The following is a 17,465-nucleotide window of genomic DNA, read 5'->3' as shown; positions in this document are numbered from 1 at the left end:
GGCAGTGCGAGGAATTTTCAGGAAATTGTGAAATTATTTTTTTGGGGGATCGTGTTGGGTTTTAGAGGTGCCCGTCATGAGTGCTCTGGCGCTTGGGAGATCGAGCGCCGCCCGCGCGGCGCATCGCGAGCTGGCGCTCGCTCCTACGTTGTTTCGGGCCAATTATTCCTGGGGGATTTGCGCGCGAACGCCTTGATGCATTTCTCGATATCGCGTCGAGCAAACAAAGCGGTCGCGCGCGCCTGTCACAGGTGTTACTGGCCGTAAATAAACGTAGAAGCGAGCGCCAGCTCGCGATGCGCCGCGCGGGCGGCGCTCGATCTCACAGGCGCTAAAATCTCACGGCGAACACACGGGCCCCCGCTGATCTCAAGGCTTGCTCAGCACAAGCAGCCAAGGCCCATAACTGCGCACTTCTCCACCATGCGGCCGGATCACCGCGCGCAAGGCTGCCTCAGGCTTGCGCAGGTCATAAACCCCGGTGACGCGCTTGTTGCCCAGCGCCTCATCGCGCAGCACCACCTGGCCCGGCAGGTATTGCGCCAGCTCCTGCACAAGTTCGGCAACCCGCTGGTCATCGGCAATCAACTGCCCCTGACGCCAAGCCGCTGCCTGCGAAGGCACGAAGGTTTTCACCTGTACGATGCCCTCGACATAAAGCAAGCGCTCACCAGTCGTGAGGGCATCCGAGAGCACATGCCCATCAACAACATCCTCTACCCGCACCGAGCCATGCTGCACATCTACCCCCGCCCTGCCCGGCCGCAGCGCGACGTTGAAGGCGGTGCCGGTCACCGCCACCTTGATCGCATCGGCCCGCACATGGAACGGCTTGGCCTTGTCGGGCTTGACCTCGAAGAACGCTTGGCCCGTGAGCAGTTTCACGTCGCGATGATCGCCGGAATAGTCAACGGCGATGGCTGTGTCGCTGTCCATCTGCACCACGCTGCCGTCGGCCAGGGTGATATCGCGAGTTTCGCCCTGGGCGGTGCGGTAGTCGGCCTGCAGACGCAGGCTCAAGGAGGGTGCGACGGCGATCAGCAGGCAGGCAGCAACAGCAGCGCCCAGCCACCAGCGACGCCGCCGCGCCGGTAGTTGCACCACCGGCGCCTTGGGCCATTGCTCGGTAGTGGTCGGCGCCAGCTGCCCAGTGAGCTGCCAGACCCGCTCGGCCTTGCGATAGGCCTCGGTGTTGGCCGCGTCGCTCGCGCACCACTGCTCGAACTCACCGCGCAGCTGTGCGTCGTGCGGTGTTTGCTGCAAGCGCAGCAGCCAGTCCAGGGCCTGCTCGCGGCGACGGGTGATGAGGTCTGCTGACGTCATGTCGGGCAAGGCTCCTGGGGGCTCGAAGGTGCGAAGGCCGCGAAGGGTCGCACAGAGTCGCCCCGTTCAGCAAAAGACGCGGCAGCCTGGTGTTTTTTCACAAGTCATCCTCCAGCCGCGCCATGCAGTGGCTGAGGGCGTCGCGCACCAACTGGTGTACCAGGCTGACCGAAACGTTCAAATGGCTGGCCACTTCTTGCAGGGTATGCCCGCCCAGGCGGTGCATCTCGAAGGCCACACGGGTGCGCAGGGGCAGTTCCTCGAGCGCGCGGCTGATGGCGCTGAGTTCGTTTTGCTGGGTGACCGCCTGTTCGGGCGAAGCACTGCTGGACGGCAACTCGGCGAGGATCTCGTCGCCGCCAGGCTGGGCCTTTTCGGTGGCACTGCGGCGGGTCTGGTCGAGGGCCAGGTTGCGCACGATGCGATACAGGTAGCTGGCGGGGTGGCGGATGTCGGCATCGTCCTGCTGGCGGCTGAAACGCAGCCAGGCTTCCTGCACCACATCCTCGGCACGCGCGCGGCAGCCGACGATCGGCGCGGCATAGTCGAGCAATGCCGCCCGATGGGCCAGGTAGAGCTGGAGTTTGTCGTCCGCCACGGGGTGGTATGCCAGAGTGTTTCGGGGGCGGCGATGTTACCTGTAGTCGAGAATCATTATCAACAGTTGGGTTTGTGTTGCCTGTGCTGGCCTATTCGCGGGACAAGCCCGCTCCCACAGGGATCGTGTGGGAGCGGGCTTGCCCCGCGAAGCAAGCGACGCCGAGTCAGAGCCTTACGCTGGCAAACGTCGACTCGTTGCGCGCCTGGCTCAGGGCCGCCATCGGCCCGCTGTGCGGCGACAGGGTCATGGCCTGTGGGATCGGCATCATCGCCACCTGCTGCGCAGTATTGGAGCCGACGCGCTCGTCACGCGGCGGAATGCCGAAGTACTCGCGGTAGCACTTGGAGAAGTGCGGCGTGGAGACGAAGCCGCACACCGAGGCCACTTCGATGATCGACATCGGCGTCTGCTTGAGCAGCTGCCGTGCGCGGATCAGGCGTAGCTTCAGGTAGTAGCGCGACGGCGAGCAATGCAGGTACTTCTGGAACAGCCGTTCGAGCTGCCGGCGCGACACCGACACGTACACGGCCAGTTCGTCGAGATCGATCGGCTCTTCGAGGTTGGCCTCCATCAGCGCGACGATTTCCTGCAGCTTCGGCTGGTTGGTGCCGAGCATGTGCTTGAGCGGCACACGCTGGTGATCCTGTTCGTTGCGGATGCGCTCGTAGACGAACATCTCGGAAATCGCCGCCGACAGCTCGCGGCCATGATCGCGGCTGATCAGGTGCAGCATCATGTCCAGCGGCGCGGTGCCGCCGGAGCTGGTGAAGCGGTTGCGGTCGAGGGTGAACAGGCGGGTGCTCATGTTGACCCGCGGGAAGGCCTCCTGCATGGCTGCCAGGCATTCCCAGTGCACGCTGCAATCGAAACCATCGAGCAGACCGGCACAGGCCAGAGCCCAGCTGCCGGTGCACACTGCACCGAGGCGGCGCGACTGGCGCGCCTGGGCCTGCAGCCAAGTGACATGCTCACGGGTAACAGTGCGCTGGATGCCGACACCGCCGCAGACGATCACGGTGTCGATCTGCGGTGCGTTGTGCATGGCGGCATCGGGGGTGATCTGCAGGCCGTCGCTGGCCCATACCTGGCCACCATCGACGGTCAGCGTGTGCCAGCGGTACAGCTCGCGGCCGGATAGCTGGTTGGCCATGCGCAGCGGCTCGACGGCCGACGCCAGGGAAATCAGGGTGAAATTGTCCAAAAGAAGAAACCCGATGGACTGGGGTGCTGTGCGGTTCTGGGTTGGGTTCCCGGAGGTGTACGACGTCATCGCGATTTCTCCTCACACAAATGCAGGGTGTGCCTCAGGCGGGCACTGATTTCTTGTTATGGCCCCGGATTCGTGTGCAGGGGCTTGTTGCCAATCTCAACGCAAAGGCCGTGCCTGAAATTGAACGGCCATCCAAAAAATCCTGAAAACGACGCCTTCGTTCGGCAAATCAGGAACTTCGGTCGAGTTGGCTGGCTCTTCGCAAACCGCCGTGCTAGCGCCTTGCGTGTAACGGCTGAGCAATTTGGTGACACGTGCAGTGTAAGTTGCCCAGAAACGACACTCTTGAGTGTCACCGACAATGCCCGCACTGATAGCGACATCCGACGATCGGTATAAACACAAACGCCCCGAAACGGGGCGTTGTAGGCGGGCCAGCGCGTTATCGGCGCATCAGCATTCAATGGCGCTGACCGCCAGGCCACCGCGCGAGGTCTCTTTATATTTGTCATGCATGTCGGCCCCGGTGTCGCGCATGGTGCGGATCACCTGGTCGAGGGAGATGAAGTGCTCGCCATCGCCGCGCAGGGACATCTGCACGGCATTGATCGCCTTCACCGCAGCAATCGCGTTGCGCTCGATGCACGGCACCTGTACCAGGCCGCCGACCGGGTCGCAGGTCAGGCCGAGGTTGTGTTCCAAGGCGATCTCGGCGGCGTTCTCCACCTGAGGCGGGGTCGCCCCGAGGACTTCGGCAAGGCCTGCAGCGGCCATGGCGCAGGCCGAGCCGACCTCACCCTGGCAACCGACTTCGGCACCGGAAATCGACGCGTTCTTCTTGCACAGGATGCCCACGGCGGCGGCGGCGAGGAAGTAGTCGACCACGCTGGACTCATTCACGGCATCGCTGAAGCGCATGTAGTAGTGCAGCACCGCTGGGATGATGCCGGCCGCGCCGTTGGTGGGCGCGGTAACCATGCGCCCGCCAGCGGCGTTTTCTTCGTTGACCGCCAGGGCGAACAGGTTGACCCATTCCATGGCGCTCATGGTCGAGCCGATCACGTTGGGTTTGCCGATCTCCTGCAGGCTGCGGTGCAGCTTGGCGGCGCGACGGCGCACGTTGAGCCCGCCGGGCAATGTACCTTCGTATTTCAGGCCGTTGTTGACGCATTCCTGCATGGCTTCCCAGAGCTTGTGCAGGCCGGCGCGGATCTCTTCCTCGCTGCGCCAGACCTTCTCGTTGGCCATCATCAATTGCGACACGCTGAGGTCGTTTTGCTTGCACAGGCGCAGCAGCTCGGCGGCGCTGTTGAAATCGTACGGCAGCACCGTCTGGTCGGCATCCAGCACGCCACTGGCGGCCTGGGCGGCGTCGACCACGAAGCCGCCACCGACCGAGTAGTAGGTGTCGCGGTGCAGCTCGCCCTGGGCGCCTTCGGCGATCAAGGTCATGGCGTTGGGATGGTACGGCAGGTTCTCGTCCAGCAGCAGCATGTCGCGGGCCCAGACGAACTCGATGGGCAGGCGGTTATCCAGCTTCAAGGTGTTGGTTTCGCGCAGGTCGGCGATGCGCGGGACGATCTGGGTCGGGTCGATGGCGTCCGGCCATTCGCCCATCAGGCCCATGATGGTGGCGTTGTCGGTGCCGTGGCCGATGCCGGTGGCCGACAGCGAACCGTACAGCCGCACTTCGATCCTTTGCACCTGTTCCAGCTCGCCGCGCTCACGCAGGCCCTGGACGAACAAGGCGCCAGCACGCATGGGGCCGACGGTGTGGGAGCTGGAGGGCCCGACACCGATCTTGAACAGGTCGAACACGCTGATGGCCATTGTCGCTTCACCTCTTGCTGGGCTTGTCTCTGCGCGCCATGCGCAGGGCGGGGCAACTGCTAGGCTGAAGCTGCGAGCCGCCACGAATGCCAGCATCATCGGGCTTTTGCCTACCCCCTCGCCGTCTGCAACCGACGTACTTTTGTCCAGCAGCGCCGCAGCCTTTTCGGCCACCTGTGCGCCGCTTTCGAGCGGCCTGGTGACGCAAAAATGCGGCTGCAGGGGTGGAAAAACTCATAAACGACATCGCCCGTACTGGATGCGACCCGTTCCGTACTGGTTACGACCCCACCAGTAGGCGATTGCCCGGCGCTGGAGGATTATCGAAAGCGACTCGTAAAGCACGGCCACGCAACCTGCCCTCTGCAGGCCTGGTCGACCGGACCCTGAGAAAGCCCGGCGACCCATGCGAACCCGAAGACAAAATCACAGGAGTCCATCCATGAAAGGTTCACCCTCGCTGTTGCTGGTTGCGATGCTGTCCGCGCCTCTGCTGGCCCAGGCCGCCGAGCCCGAGCAGTGCCAGACGGTACGCTTCTCCGATGTCGGCTGGACCGATATCACCGTGACCACGGCAACCACCAGCGTTGTGCTCGAAGCACTGGGTTACAAGACCCACACCACCATGATCTCGGTACCGGTGACCTACAAGTCGCTGGCCACCGGCAAGGACCTGGACGTGTTTCTCGGCAACTGGATGCCGACCATGGAGAACGACATCAAGCAGTACCGCGACGCCGGCACTGTGGATACCGTGCGCGCCAATCTGGAAAACGCCAAATACACCCTTGCCGTCCCCCAGGCGCTGTATGACAAGGGGCTCAAGGATTTCAGCGACATTCCCAAGTTCAAGAAGGAACTGGACGGCAAGATCTACGGCATCGAGCCTGGTAACGATGGCAACCGCACCATCCAGAGCATGATCGACAAGAACGCCTTCGGCCTGAAGGACGCCGGTTTCAAGATCGTGCAGTCGAGCGAGGCCGGCATGCTGTCGCAGGTCGATCGTGCGCAGAAGCGTGACGAGGCGGTGGTGTTCCTGGGCTGGGAACCGCACCCGATGAACACCCGCTTCAAGATGCAGTACCTTACCGGTGGGGATGAATTCTTCGGCCCCGATTTCGGCAAGGCCACCGTGCTGACCAACACCCGCAAGGACTATGTGCAGGAATGCAGCAACGTCGGCCAGCTCCTGAAGAACCTGTCGTTCGAGCTCAAGGATGAAAGCACCATGATGGGCTATGTCCTGGACGACAAGATGAAGCCCGAGGCGGCCGCCAAGAAGTGGCTCAAGGACAACCCCGGCAAGCTGGATACCTGGCTGGCGGGCGTCACCACCGTGGATGGCAAACCCGGCCTTGAGGCGGCCAAGGCCAAGCTCGCTCAATAACGCAATACGTCGTAGCGCTACCTCGGGGCGGGACCGTGCCCGCCCCGGACTGATTTCAATCTTTGCAGGTGGAAGCTCGCTATCATGCTTATCGATCAGAAAATACCCTTGGGTCAGTACATCGCGTCGTTCGTCGAATGGCTGACCCAGAATGGCGCGAACTACTTCGACGCCATTGCCCGTGGCCTGGAGTTCATGATCCATGGCGTCACCAGTACCCTGACCTTCTTCAACCCGTTCGTGCTCATCGCCCTGTTCGCCGCCCTGGCGCACTTCATCCAGCGCAAGTGGGCGCTTACCGCATTCGTCGCCCTCTCCTTCCTGCTGATCCTCAACCTGGGGTACTGGCAGGAAACCATGGAGACCTTGGCCCAGGTGACCTTCGCCACCGTGGTCTGCGTGGCCATCGGCGTGCCGCTGGGCATCGTCGCCGCGCACAAGCCGATGTTCTATACCGCCATGCGCCCGGTGCTCGACCTGATGCAGACCGTGCCGACCTTCGTCTACCTGATCCCGACCCTGACCCTGTTCGGCCTGGGCGTGGTGCCGGGGCTGATTTCGACGGTGGTGTTCGCCATCGCCGCGCCAATCCGCCTGACCTACCTGGGTATCTGCGACGTGCCGCAAGAGCTGATGGACGCCGGCAAGGCGTTTGGCTGCTCGCGCCGCCAGCTGCTCACCCGCATCGAACTGCCGCACGCGATGCCGAGCATCGCCGCCGGCGTCACCCAGTGCATCATGCTGTCGCTGTCGATGGTGGTGATTGCCGCCCTGGTGGGCGCCGATGGCCTGGGTAAACCCGTGGTCAACGCACTGAACACCGCTGATATCTCCCTGGGCTTCGAAGCAGGCCTGGCGATCGTGCTGCTGGCGATCATGCTCGACCGTATCTGCAAGCAACCGGAACTGCCGGTAAGGGGTGAGGCATGAGCATCATTCGATTCGAAGACGTCGACGTCATCTTCTCCAACAAGCCGCGCGAAGCACTGGCGCTGCTGGACAAGGGCCAGACCCGCGAACAGATCCTCAAGCAGACCGGCCTGGTGGTCGGTGTGGAAAAGGCCAACCTGGATATCAACAAAGGCGAGATCTGCGTGCTGATGGGCCTGTCCGGCTCGGGCAAGTCGAGCCTGCTGCGCTGCATCAACGGACTCAACACCGTGAGCCGCGGCAAGCTGTTCGTCGAGCATGAAGGCAAGCACATCGACATTGCCCACTGCACCCCGGCAGAACTGAAGATGATGCGCACCAAGCGCATCGCCATGGTGTTCCAGAAGTTCGCCCTGATGCCATGGCTGACGGTGCGCGAGAACATCAGCTTCGGCCTTGAGATGCAGGGCCGCCCGGAAAAGGAACGGCGCAAGCTGGTCGACGAGAAGCTCGAACTGGTTGGCCTGACCCAGTGGCGCAACAAGAAGCCGGACGAACTCTCCGGCGGCATGCAGCAGCGGGTGGGCCTGGCCCGGGCGCTGGCGATGGATGCCGACATCTTGCTGATGGACGAACCGTTCTCGGCCCTCGACCCGCTGATCCGCCAAGGCCTGCAAGACGAGTTGCTGGGGCTGCAGGCCAAGCTGAGCAAGACCATCGTGTTTGTCAGCCACGACCTCGACGAGGCCCTGAAGCTGGGCAGCCGCATCGCCATCATGAAGGACGGGCGGATCATCCAGTACAGCAAGCCGGAAGAGATCGTGCTGAACCCGGCCGACGAGTACGTGCGTACCTTCGTCGCCCACACCAACCCGCTGAACGTGCTGTGCGGCCGCAGCCTGATGCGCAGCCTGGACAACTGCAAACGGGTCAACGGCTCGGTGTGCCTGGACCCGGGTGGCGATTCGTGGCTGGACCTGGGTGAAGGGAATTCGATCAAGCGTGCACGCCAGGGGCAGAACGGGCTGGACATGCAGAACTGGGTGCCGGGGCAGGCCGTGGAAGGGCTGGGGCGCAAGCCGACGCTGGTGCATGCTGACATTGGCATGCGTGAGGCGCTGCAGATTCGCTACCAGACCGGGAACAAGCTGGTGCTGCAGGAGAATGACAAGGTGGTGGGGATTCTTGGGGATACCGAGCTTTACCACGCCTTGCTCGGCAAGAATCACGGGTGATGCAATTGGGGCCGCGGTGCGGCCCATTCGCGGGACAAGCCCGCTCCCACAGGGTTATCGGTTGACCTTGTGGGAGCGGGCTTGTCCCGCGAATGGGCTGCACAGCAGCCCCAATCAATGTCTCAGCGAACTACGATGCCGCGCGAAGCCATGTAGGCCTTGGCCTCAGGCACCGTGTACTCGCCAAAGTGGAAGATGCTGGCCGCCAGCACCGCGCTGGCATGCCCTTCCAGAATCCCGTCGGCCAGGTGCTGCAGGTTACCCACACCACCCGAAGCGATCACCGGAATCCCCAGCGCATCGCTGATGGCGCGGGTCACACCCAGGTCGAAGCCGTTCTTCATGCCGTCCTGGTCCATGCTGGTCAGCAGGATCTCGCCGGCACCCAGGCCTTCCATCTTCTTCGCCCATTCGACGGCATCCAGCCCGGTCGGCTTGCGCCCGCCGTGGGTGAAGATCTCCCAGCGCGGTTCTTCGCCCGGCCCGGACACCTTCTTGGCGTCGATGGCGACGACGATGCACTGCGAACCGAAACGGTCCGCCGCCTCGCCGACGAACTCCGGGTTGAACACCGCGGCAGTGTTGATCGAAACCTTGTCGGCACCGGCGTTGAGCAGGTTGCGGATGTCCTGCACGGTGCGCACGCCACCGCCCACGGTCAGCGGGATGAACACCTGGCTGGCCATGCGCTCGACGGTATGCAGCGTGGTGTCGCGGCCATCGACGCTGGCCGTGATGTCGAGGAAAGTGATTTCATCGGCACCCTGCTCGTTGTAGCGACGGGCGATTTCCACCGGGTCGCCGGCATCACGGATGTTCTCGAACTTGACGCCCTTGACCACCCGGCCGTTGTCCACGTCCAGGCAAGGGATGATGCGCTTGGCCAGTGCCATGGTTCAGTCCTCAGCCTTGGTAGTTGTCGCAGAAGGCCTGGGCCTCGGCGACATCGAGGGTGCCTTCGTAGATGGCACGGCCGGTGATGGCGCCGATGATGCCCGGGGCCTTGGCGTCCAGCAGGGCCTTGATGTCGCCCAGGTTGTGGATGCCGCCCGAGGCGATTACCGGGATGCGCGTGGCTTCAGCCAGGGCTTTGGTGAAGGGCACGTTGCAGCCCTGCATCATGCCGTCCTTGGCGATGTCGGTGTAGACGATCGCCGAAACGCCATCGGCCTCGAAACGCTTGGCCAGGTCGATGACCTGCACCGAGCTCACTTCCGCCCAGCCGTCGGTGGCGACGAAGCCGTCTTTGGCATCCAGGCCAACAATGACCTTGCCCGGAAACGCCTTGCACGCTTCGGCTACGAACTCAGGCTGCTTGACCGCCTTGGTGCCGATGATCACGTAGCTGACGCCAGCCTTGACGTAGTGCTCGATGGTTTCCAGCGAGCGGATGCCGCCGCCGATCTGGATCGGCAGGTTCGGGTAGCGCTTGGCGATGGCGGTGACCACTTCACCGTTGACCGGCTGGCCTTCGAAGGCGCCGTTGAGGTCGACCAGGTGCAGGCGGCGGCAGCCACCCTCGACCCACTTGGCGGCCATGCTCACCGGGTCGTCGGAGAATACCGTGGAGTCTTCCATGCGGCCCTGGCGCAGGCGCACGCAGGCACCGTCCTTCAGATCGATAGCGGGGATAATCAGCATCTTGGGAACCTGTCTGTTCTTGGGGGTTCAGGGCTTTTCGAGTGCCCACAGATCGCTTTCGATGCTCTCGAACCGCTCCTTGAGGTGCAGCTGAACATCGGCAATCGCCCTGTTGTAGTAATGGGGTGCAATTTCTTTGCTGAACAGCTCGAGGACCTCGGCCACCTCGAACGACCCGAGCTGCAGCTCGAAGCGGTCTTCCAGGAAGCGCTTGAGCGTGTCGAGCGCCTCGCGTTCCTCTTCGGGGGCCAGGGTGATGACCGGGGCCTTGGTCTTCGAACGGCTCATTTACCAGCGCCCGTCCCAGGCGACGAAGTTCTGCAACAGCTGCAGGCCATGGGTATGGCTCTTCTCCGGGTGGAACTGCACGGCAAAGCGCGAGCCATCGGCCAGCGCGGCAGCGAAGTCGACGCCATAGTGGCCACGGCCGACTACCTGGCCCGGTTTGCCGGCATTGATGTAGTAGCTGTGCACGAAATAGAAGCGCGCACGGTCGGAAATGTCGTGCCATAGCGGGTGGTCGATGGTCTGGCTGACTTCGTTCCAGCCCATGTGCGGCACCTTCAGGTGCTCGCCGTCTTCTTTCAGGTCTTTGCCAAAGAAGCGCACCTGGCCAGGGAACAGGCCGATGCAGTCGACACCGTCGTTCTCCTCGCTATGGTCCAGCAGCGCTTGCATGCCGACGCAGATGCCGAGGAACGGGCGGTCCTGGCTCACTTCGCGGACCAGGCTGTCGAAGCCCAGGCGGCGGATTTCGGCCATGCAGTCGCGAATCGCGCCCACACCCGGGAACACCACGCGGTCAGCCTCGCGGATCACTGCGGCGTCGCTGGTGACCAGCACCTTGCCGGCGCCGACGTGCTCGAGCGCCTTGGCCACCGAGTGCAGGTTGCCCATGCCATAGTCGATTACGGCTACCGTCTGCATTTACAGGCACCCTTTGGTCGACGGCATCTGCCCGGCCATGCGCTCGTCGAGGGTCACGGCCATGCGCAGGGCGCGGCCGAAAGCCTTGAACACGGTTTCGATCTGGTGGTGGGTGTTGTGGCCACGCAGGTTGTCGATGTGCAGGGTCACCAGGGCGTGGTTGACGAAGCCCTGGAAGAATTCCTGGAACAGGTCGACATCGAAGCCGCCAACGCTGGCGCGGGTGTAGGGCACATGCATCTGCAGGCCTGGGCGGCCGGAGAAGTCGATGACCACGCGCGACAGGGCTTCGTCCAGCGGCACATAGGCGTGGCCGTAGCGGAAGATGCCTTTCTTGTCGCCGATGGCCTGGGCGAATGCCATGCCCAGGGTGATACCGACGTCTTCGACGGTATGGTGATCGTCGATATGCAGGTCACCCTTGCACTCGATATCCAGATCGATCAGCCCATGACGGGCGATCTGGTCCAGCATGTGTTCAAGGAAAGGCACACCGATATCGAATCGGGCCTTGCCACTGCCATCGAGGTTGATCGAGCACTTGACCTGGGTTTCCAGGGTATTGCGCTCGACGGAAGCCTTACGTTCGACCATCACCAGCTCCGCAAAATCATTGGGCGAAAAGGGCTCCATTATAGGCCCAGAACGCGCCCGCTTGAAACGCGGATGACATATGGCATGGCAAGGATTTGCGGGGCCGGACGGCCCTACAGGTCTATACAAGCAGGTCATGGGGGCTGCAAGGCAACCCCCAGACGGCTACATCAATGGAACAGTACAGCGGTCTTCTGCAGGGTAATCCACACACCCCAGGCCAGCGGAATCACCACCACAGCCCAAGCCAGCAGCACCAGCGGCAGGCTACCCGGCGCGGCGTGCCACTCCAGCGAACGCGCACCGTCAGCACCTTTGTCGTGGCTCAGCGCACGCTCGGCAGCCAGCTCGGCATCGGTCATGAAGTACTTGTCGGCGACCGGGCGGATCAGCAGGTTGCAGATAAAGCCCAGCACCAGCAGGCCGGCGAGGATGTACAGGGTCATGTCGTACGCTGCCGCACGCTCCACGCCCGACGCCAGCTGGTACTCGCGCAGGTAGGTGATCAGCACCGGGCCCAGTACGCCGGCTGCGGCCCAGGCGGTCAGCAGGCGACCGTGGATGGCACCGACCATCTGCGTGCCGAACAGGTCGGCCAGGTAGGCCGGCACGGTGGAGAAGCCACCGCCGTACATCGACAGGATGATGCAGAACGCCGCCACGAACAGCGCCACGTTGCCCAGGTGGCCCATGTTCGGCACCAGGCTGTAGAGGCCGACGCCCAGGGCGAAGAAGGCGAAGTAGGTGTTCTTGCGGCCGATGTAGTCGGAGAACGACGCCCAGAAGAAGCGTCCACCGATGTTGAACAGGCTCAGCAGGCCGGTGAAGCCGGCAGCAATGGCGGCGATCTGCGCCAATTGTGCGGCATTCAGCTCACTGAAAGTCAGCTCGTTACCCAGCAGCTTGCCAGCGAACACTTCCTGCAGCAGCGGCGACGCCATGCCGAGGATGCCGATACCGGCCGAGACGTTCAGGCACAGCACCAGCCATACCAAGGCGAACTGCGGGGTTTTCCAGGCGACGCTGACGTGCACGTGACGGTCGGTGACCATGCCATTGCCGGCATTTTTCACCGGGGCAGTCCAGCCTTCAGGTTTCCAGCCGGTCGGCGGTACGCGGTAAGCCAGGGCGCCGGCGGTCATGAACACGAAGTAGATCGCGGCCATGGCGACGAAGCTCTGCCACACACCCACCTCATGCTCGTTACCGAAGTGGCCCATCAGCGCCGTAGCCAGCGGTGCGCCAACCATGGCGCCACCACCGAAGCCCATGATCGCCATGCCGGTGGCCATGCCGCGCTTGTCCGGGAACCACTTGATCAGGGTAGAGACCGGCGAAATATAGCCCAGGCCCAGGCCGATACCGCCAATCACACCGGAACCCAGCCACATCAGCCACAGCTGGTGGGTCTTCACGCCGATCGCCGAGATCAGCATGCCGCCACACCAGCACAGCGCCGAAACCAGGCCCGCCTTGCGCGGGCCGGCGTGTTCCAGCCAGCCGCCAAGTACTGCGGCCGAGCAGCCAAGGAAGACGAAGAACAGGGTGTAGATCCAGCTCAGCATCGAGATCGGCCAGTCGCATTCGGCGCTGAACATACGGGCGATGAAGCCCATGTCGGCCGAACAGGCAACCGGCGCGGTGATGCCGATGGCTTGCGACAGTGGCAACCAGAACACCGAGAAGCCATAGGCCATGCCGATGCACAGGTGGATGGCCAGGGCGGCTGGCGGGACCAGCCAGCGGTTGAAGCCCGGGCGGGCGATGATGCGCTCCTTCGACAGGAAGCTTGGCGCGCTGGCCAGCCCCCCTGCCGTGATGGTACTGCTCATGGATTCGATCCTTTTGTAGGTAGACAGTGCTGGCGGATTGCATCCCGGGCTCTTGTACTCGCACGCAGGGCGAACTGGCCTTTTCCCTGGGTAACGCTCCGCGACAATGGGTCGCGGCCGCTCCGCAAAGCGGCACAAGGGTACCAGTTCGCAGATGACATGAAAGCAATCTGATATCGTTATTTTTCGCCTGGCTGAATCGGTATTTCTGCTAAATCCAGCGTCGAAGGAACTGCCTAGACCACAACTGTCGAATCCCGCAAACATCGGAAATGTCCTGCATCGCTAGTCGAATACGCAGGGCCCACCCCTGCGGCGCTATACTCAGCCGTTCGGAATTCACTCTACGGACTACAAGGACTCGCCCATGAAAGCGTTCGGCAAAATCCTGGGACTTGGGCTTCTCGGGTTGCTGCTGATCATCGTGGCGCTGGGCTTCGCCCTGACCCACCTCTTCGATCCCAACGACTACAAAGACGAGATCCGCCAGTTGGCGCGCGACAAGGCCCACGTCGAGCTGACCCTCAACGGCGACATCGGCTGGAGCCTGTTCCCCTGGCTGGGCCTGGAGCTGCACGAAGCCAGCATCGCCACCCTGACCAAACCCAAGGAGCCGTTCGCCGACCTGCAGATGCTCGGTCTCTCCGTGCGCGTGCTGCCATTGCTGCGCCGCGAAGTGCAGATGAGCGATGTTCGCGTCGAAGGCCTCAACCTGACCCTGGCGCGTGACGAAAACGGCCACGGCAACTGGGAAGACATCGGCAAACCGCTGCCGGCTGCAACCGATGGCACTGCCAATGCCCCCGCCCAGGCGCCTGCCGAGCAGCCCGCCAAACCTGTCGAAAGCAGCAACGAACGTGCGGTGAAGCTCGACATCGACAGCCTCACCGTGAACAACGCCCGGGTCTACTACACCGATGCCAAGAGCGGCCAGAGCTACAGCGCCGAAAGCATCCAGCTGAGCACCGGCCCGGTCCACGAAGGCACCAACATCGCCCTCAAGGCCAGTGCCTTCCTCAGCGCCAGCCAGCCGGCCATCAAGGCCCGCACCGAGCTGGCTGGCGAACTGCGCTTCGACCGCAAGCTCAAGCGCTACAACTTCGAAGACCTGCGCCTGACCGGCGAAACCTCGGGCGAACCTACCGGCGGCAAGACCGTCACCTTTGGCGCCCAGGGCCAGTTGCTGGTCGACATGGGTGCCAACGTGGCCTCGTGGAACAGCCTGAAGGTCTCGGCCAACCAGCTGCGTGCCCTCGGCGAGCTGAACGTGCGTGAACTGGATAAGACCCCGCAACTGAGTGGCGGCCTGTCCATCGCCCAGTTCAACCTGCGCACCTTCCTCGACGGCATCGGCCACCCGCTGCCGGTCACCACAGACCCCGCCGCATTCGGCAAGCTGGAGCTGGTGACCCGCCTGCAAGGCACGCCAACCAGCCTGACCTTGGCCGACCTGGCCGTGAAACTGGACGACAGCACCTTCACCGGCCGTGTGGCCATTGAGGACTTCGCCAAGCAGGCCCTGCGCCTGCAGCTCAAAGGCGACAAGTTCGACGCCGATCGCTACATGCCGGCCAAGAGCGAAGAGGCCAAGGGTGCCACTGCCGCACGCCAGGCCGAGGTCCAGCAACAGGAGTCCACCGCCGTGGCCGCTGCTGGTAGCTCGCCATTGCCCAACGCCCCGACCCAGGTGGCCTGGAGTGATGACAAGCTGCTGCCGGTCGACCGCCTGCGCGCACTCGACCTGCAGGCCGACCTGGCCTTCGGCTCGCTTACCCTGGACAAGCTGCCGATCAGCGACGCCCAGCTGCAGGCCACCGGCCAAGGCGGCCTCCTGACCTTGCAGGCCCTGCGTGGCGGCCTCTACAACGGCACTTTCGAAGCCAAGGGCAACCTCGACGTACGCCCTGCCGTGCCGCAGCTCGGTATCAACACCAAGATCAACCGGGTACCGGTCGAGCACTTCATCAAGGTCGAAGGCAAGGAGCAGACGCCACCGGTCAAAGGCCTGCTGACCCTGACCAGTGATCTGACCGCCACCGGTAACAGCCAGAAGGCACTGGTCGATACCCTCAATGGCAGCGCAAACTTCGCCATCAATGACGGCGTGCTGGTCAACGCCAACCTTGAACAGCAACTCTGCCAGGCCATCGCCACCCTCAACCGCAAGACCCTGAGCGGTGAGCCGCGCGGCAAGGACACCCCGTTCGAAGAACTGCGCGGCAGCCTGGTGATTCGCAATGGCGTGGCCAGCAACCCGGACCTCAAGGCACGTATCCCGGGCCTGACCGTCAATGGCCATGGCGACCTCGACCTGCGCGTGCTGGGCATGGACTACAACATCGGCGTGATCGTCGAAGGTGACCAGCGCGCTATGCCCGACCCGGCCTGCCAGGTCAACGAACGCTTCGTGGGCGTGGAAGTGCCGCTGCGCTGCCGTGGCCCGCTGGAACTCGGTGCCAAGGCCTGCCGCCTGGACCAGGACGGCCTGGGCAAGGTCGCGGCCAAGCTGGCCGGCAACCGCCTGAAAGACAAGATCGATGAAAAACTCGGAGACAAAGTGAGCCCAGAACTGAAAGACGCGCTCAAGGGGCTGTTCAAGCGATGACCCCCACGCAGTTCTCCAGCGCCGTGCTAGATTGGTACGACCAGCACGGTCGCCACGACCTGCCCTGGCAACAGGGCATCAACCCATACCGGGTATGGGTGTCGGAAATCATGCTGCAGCAGACCCAGGTCAGCACCGTGCTGAACTACTTCGACCGCTTCATGCAGGCCCTGCCGACCGTGCAGGCCCTGGCTGCAGCGCCGGAGGACGAAGTGCTGCACCTGTGGACCGGCCTTGGCTACTACACCCGCGCCCGCAACCTGCAGAAGGCGGCGAAGATCGTCGTCGAACAGCATGGCGGCGAATTCCCACGCAGCGTCGAGCAGCTCACCGAACTGCCCGGCATCGGCCGCTCGACCGCAGGCGCCATCGCCAGCATCAGCATGGGCATCCGCGCGCCGATTCTCGATGGCAACGTCAAGCGCGTGCTGGCCCGCTACACCGCCCAGGCCGGCTACCCCGGCGAGCCCAAGGTGGCCAACCAGCTGTGGGCCACGGCCGAGCGCTTCACCCCGCAGCAGCGCGCCAACCACTACACCCAGGCGATGATGGACATGGGCGCGACGCTGTGCACGCGCAGCAAGCCCAGCTGCCTGATCTGCCCGCTGCAGCGCGGCTGCGAGGCGCACCTGCACGGCGAAGAAACCCGCTACCCCGAGCCCAAGCCACGCAAGGCGCTGCCACAACGGCGCACGCTGATGCCGCTGCTGGCCAACCACGAAGGCGCCATCCTGCTTTACCGCCGGCCATCCAGCGGCCTTTGGGGTGGCCTGTGGAGCCTGCCGGAGCTCGACGACATCGCCCAGCTCGACGACCTCGCCTACCAGCACGGCCTGCGCCTGACCGAGAGCCGCGCACTGGACGGCCTGACCCACACCTTCAGCCACTTCCAGCTGGCGATCGAGCCCTGGCTGGTACGCGTCGACCCGGTCGGCCAGCACGTGGCCGAGGCCGACTGGCTCTGGTATAACCTCGCCACCCCGCCGCGCCTGGGCCTCGCCGCCCCGGTCAAGAAGCTGCTCAAACGCGCGGCCGACGAACTCATTGCAGGAGAAGCCCAATGACCCGCACCGTGATGTGCCGCAAGTACAAAGAAGAACTCCCAGGCCTGGACCGCCCACCCTACCCCGGCGCCAAGGGCCAGGACATCTTCGAACACATCTCGGAGAAAGCCTGGGAAGACTGGAAGAAACACCAGACCATGCTGATCAACGAAAAGCGCCTGAACATGATGAACGGCGAGGACCGCAAGTTCCTCCAGGGCGAGATGGACAAGTTCTTCGCCGGCGAGGAATACGCCCAGGCGGAAGGCTACGTTCCACCCTCCGAATGACCCCATGAAACGTAAGCGACGGAATTAATTTAAAATTTTTTCAAAAAGTCGTTGACGGGCCGTCAGAAAATCTA

Annotated in this window: 16 protein-coding genes; 6 read left to right on the top strand and 10 right to left on the bottom strand. The window is 63.4% G+C overall.

Annotated elements, in window-relative coordinates; translation table 11 throughout:
- Positions 1 to 369 precede the first annotated feature (369 nt).
- From C2H86_RS13625 to C2H86_RS13610, 4 genes are all read right to left on the bottom strand, one after another.
- Positions 370 to 1,323 (bottom strand): FecR family protein, encoded by a 954-nt coding sequence (locus tag C2H86_RS13625; protein WP_159412919.1) that lies wholly within the window; start codon positions 1,321 to 1,323, stop codon positions 370 to 372.
- Positions 1,324 to 1,420: 97 nt separating this feature from the next.
- Positions 1,421 to 1,921: a sigma-70 family RNA polymerase sigma factor gene (locus C2H86_RS13620; RefSeq protein ID WP_054905527.1), complete on the bottom strand. Its 501-nt coding sequence runs from the start codon at positions 1,919 to 1,921 to the stop codon at positions 1,421 to 1,423.
- 166 nt (positions 1,922 to 2,087) lie between these two features.
- Positions 2,088 to 3,194: a GlxA family transcriptional regulator gene (locus C2H86_RS13615; RefSeq protein WP_159412918.1), complete on the bottom strand. Its 1,107-nt coding sequence runs from the start codon at positions 3,192 to 3,194 to the stop codon at positions 2,088 to 2,090.
- Between the two features lie 393 nt (positions 3,195 to 3,587).
- On the bottom strand, positions 3,588 to 4,964 hold the full coding sequence (locus C2H86_RS13610) for an L-serine ammonia-lyase (protein WP_103448632.1): 1,377 nt from the start codon (positions 4,962 to 4,964) through the stop codon (positions 3,588 to 3,590).
- Positions 4,965 to 5,406: 442 nt separating this feature from the next.
- Here C2H86_RS13610 and C2H86_RS13605 point away from each other — a divergent pair, with 442 nt between their 5' ends.
- The 3 genes from C2H86_RS13605 to choV all read left to right on the top strand — a co-directional run bounded on the left by C2H86_RS13605 (position 5,407) and on the right by choV (position 8,459).
- Positions 5,407 to 6,354, top strand: a complete 948-nt coding sequence (locus C2H86_RS13605; RefSeq protein WP_159412917.1) for a choline ABC transporter substrate-binding protein — start codon at positions 5,407 to 5,409, stop codon at positions 6,352 to 6,354.
- A gap of 81 nt (positions 6,355 to 6,435) precedes the next feature.
- The gene (gene choW / locus C2H86_RS13600; RefSeq protein WP_177408542.1) at positions 6,436 to 7,284 is read left to right on the top strand and encodes a choline ABC transporter permease subunit; all 849 of its coding nucleotides are present in this window, start codon (positions 6,436 to 6,438) and stop codon (positions 7,282 to 7,284) included.
- The gene (gene choV, locus C2H86_RS13595) at positions 7,281 to 8,459 is read left to right on the top strand and encodes a choline ABC transporter ATP-binding protein (RefSeq protein WP_054886704.1); all 1,179 of its coding nucleotides are present in this window, start codon (positions 7,281 to 7,283) and stop codon (positions 8,457 to 8,459) included. Before choW ends, choV begins: the two co-directional genes overlap by 4 nt.
- Positions 8,460 to 8,581: 122 nt before the next feature.
- Here the strand turns inward: choV and hisF are convergent, their stop codons facing one another.
- The 6 genes from hisF to C2H86_RS13565 all read right to left on the bottom strand — a co-directional run bounded on the left by hisF (position 8,582) and on the right by C2H86_RS13565 (position 13,453).
- Positions 8,582 to 9,352 (bottom strand): imidazole glycerol phosphate synthase subunit HisF, encoded by a 771-nt coding sequence (hisF, locus tag C2H86_RS13590; protein WP_079226229.1) that lies wholly within the window; start codon positions 9,350 to 9,352, stop codon positions 8,582 to 8,584.
- 10 nt (positions 9,353 to 9,362) lie between these two features.
- On the bottom strand, positions 9,363 to 10,100 hold the full coding sequence (hisA, locus tag C2H86_RS13585; RefSeq protein WP_003255731.1) for a 1-(5-phosphoribosyl)-5-[(5-phosphoribosylamino)methylideneamino]imidazole-4-carboxamide isomerase: 738 nt from the start codon (positions 10,098 to 10,100) through the stop codon (positions 9,363 to 9,365).
- Between the two features lie 27 nt (positions 10,101 to 10,127).
- Entirely contained in the window at positions 10,128 to 10,388 is a 261-nt protein-coding gene (locus tag C2H86_RS13580) for a DUF2164 domain-containing protein (RefSeq protein WP_060512242.1), read from the bottom strand.
- The gene (hisH, locus tag C2H86_RS13575; RefSeq protein ID WP_060512243.1) at positions 10,389 to 11,027 is read right to left on the bottom strand and encodes an imidazole glycerol phosphate synthase subunit HisH; all 639 of its coding nucleotides are present in this window, start codon (positions 11,025 to 11,027) and stop codon (positions 10,389 to 10,391) included.
- Positions 11,028 to 11,621, bottom strand: a complete 594-nt coding sequence (gene hisB, locus C2H86_RS13570) for an imidazoleglycerol-phosphate dehydratase HisB (RefSeq protein ID WP_023532883.1) — start codon at positions 11,619 to 11,621, stop codon at positions 11,028 to 11,030.
- A 170-nt stretch (positions 11,622 to 11,791) separates the two neighbouring features.
- Positions 11,792 to 13,453 carry an OFA family MFS transporter gene (locus C2H86_RS13565; RefSeq protein ID WP_159412916.1) on the bottom strand — a complete coding sequence of 554 codons (1,662 nt, stop codon included), beginning with the start codon at positions 13,451 to 13,453 and terminating at the stop codon, positions 11,792 to 11,794.
- A gap of 367 nt (positions 13,454 to 13,820) precedes the next feature.
- Here C2H86_RS13565 and C2H86_RS13560 point away from each other — a divergent pair, with 367 nt between their 5' ends.
- Genes C2H86_RS13560 through C2H86_RS13550 form a run of 3 tightly spaced genes read left to right on the top strand, consistent with a single transcriptional unit; the run spans position 13,821 to position 17,391 of the window.
- Entirely contained in the window at positions 13,821 to 16,058 is a 2,238-nt protein-coding gene (locus C2H86_RS13560; protein WP_159412915.1) for an AsmA family protein, read from the top strand.
- Positions 16,055 to 17,122: an A/G-specific adenine glycosylase gene (mutY, locus tag C2H86_RS13555; protein WP_159412914.1), complete on the top strand. Its 1,068-nt coding sequence runs from the start codon at positions 16,055 to 16,057 to the stop codon at positions 17,120 to 17,122. Before C2H86_RS13560 ends, mutY begins: the two co-directional genes overlap by 4 nt.
- A complete protein-coding gene (locus tag C2H86_RS13550; RefSeq protein ID WP_159412913.1) occupies positions 17,119 to 17,391 on the top strand; it encodes an oxidative damage protection protein in 273 nt (90 codons plus the stop codon). Before mutY ends, C2H86_RS13550 begins: the two co-directional genes overlap by 4 nt.
- Positions 17,392 to 17,465: the final 74 nt, after the last annotated feature.

Source organism: Pseudomonas putida, assembly GCF_009883635.2.
Classification (GTDB): domain Bacteria; phylum Pseudomonadota; class Gammaproteobacteria; order Pseudomonadales; family Pseudomonadaceae; genus Aquipseudomonas; species Aquipseudomonas putida_W.
The sequence above is the reverse complement of the archived record's forward strand: the minus strand, read 5'-3'. Positions and strand labels throughout refer to the sequence as shown.

Coding starts and splice junctions, on each gene's coding strand:
- hisA (WP_003255731.1), bottom strand. CDS start 10,100: ATGCTGATTATCCCCGCTATCGATCTGAAGGACGGTGCCTGCGTGCGC.
- hisF (WP_079226229.1), bottom strand. CDS start 9,352: ATGGCACTGGCCAAGCGCATCATCCCTTGCCTGGACGTGGACAACGGC.
- mutY (WP_159412914.1), top strand. CDS start 16,055: ATGACCCCCACGCAGTTCTCCAGCGCCGTGCTAGATTGGTACGACCAG.
- C2H86_RS13580 (WP_060512242.1), bottom strand. CDS start 10,388: ATGAGCCGTTCGAAGACCAAGGCCCCGGTCATCACCCTGGCCCCCGAA.
- C2H86_RS13560 (WP_159412915.1), top strand. CDS start 13,821: ATGAAAGCGTTCGGCAAAATCCTGGGACTTGGGCTTCTCGGGTTGCTG.
- C2H86_RS13565 (WP_159412916.1), bottom strand. CDS start 13,453: ATGAGCAGTACCATCACGGCAGGGGGGCTGGCCAGCGCGCCAAGCTTC.
- hisB (WP_023532883.1), bottom strand. CDS start 11,621: ATGGTCGAACGTAAGGCTTCCGTCGAGCGCAATACCCTGGAAACCCAG.
- C2H86_RS13615 (WP_159412918.1), bottom strand. CDS start 3,194: ATGACGTCGTACACCTCCGGGAACCCAACCCAGAACCGCACAGCACCC.
- C2H86_RS13550 (WP_159412913.1), top strand. CDS start 17,119: ATGACCCGCACCGTGATGTGCCGCAAGTACAAAGAAGAACTCCCAGGC.
- C2H86_RS13605 (WP_159412917.1), top strand. CDS start 5,407: ATGAAAGGTTCACCCTCGCTGTTGCTGGTTGCGATGCTGTCCGCGCCT.
- C2H86_RS13610 (WP_103448632.1), bottom strand. CDS start 4,964: ATGGCCATCAGCGTGTTCGACCTGTTCAAGATCGGTGTCGGGCCCTCC.
- C2H86_RS13625 (WP_159412919.1), bottom strand. CDS start 1,323: ATGACGTCAGCAGACCTCATCACCCGTCGCCGCGAGCAGGCCCTGGAC.
- hisH (WP_060512243.1), bottom strand. CDS start 11,027: ATGCAGACGGTAGCCGTAATCGACTATGGCATGGGCAACCTGCACTCG.
- choV (WP_054886704.1), top strand. CDS start 7,281: ATGAGCATCATTCGATTCGAAGACGTCGACGTCATCTTCTCCAACAAG.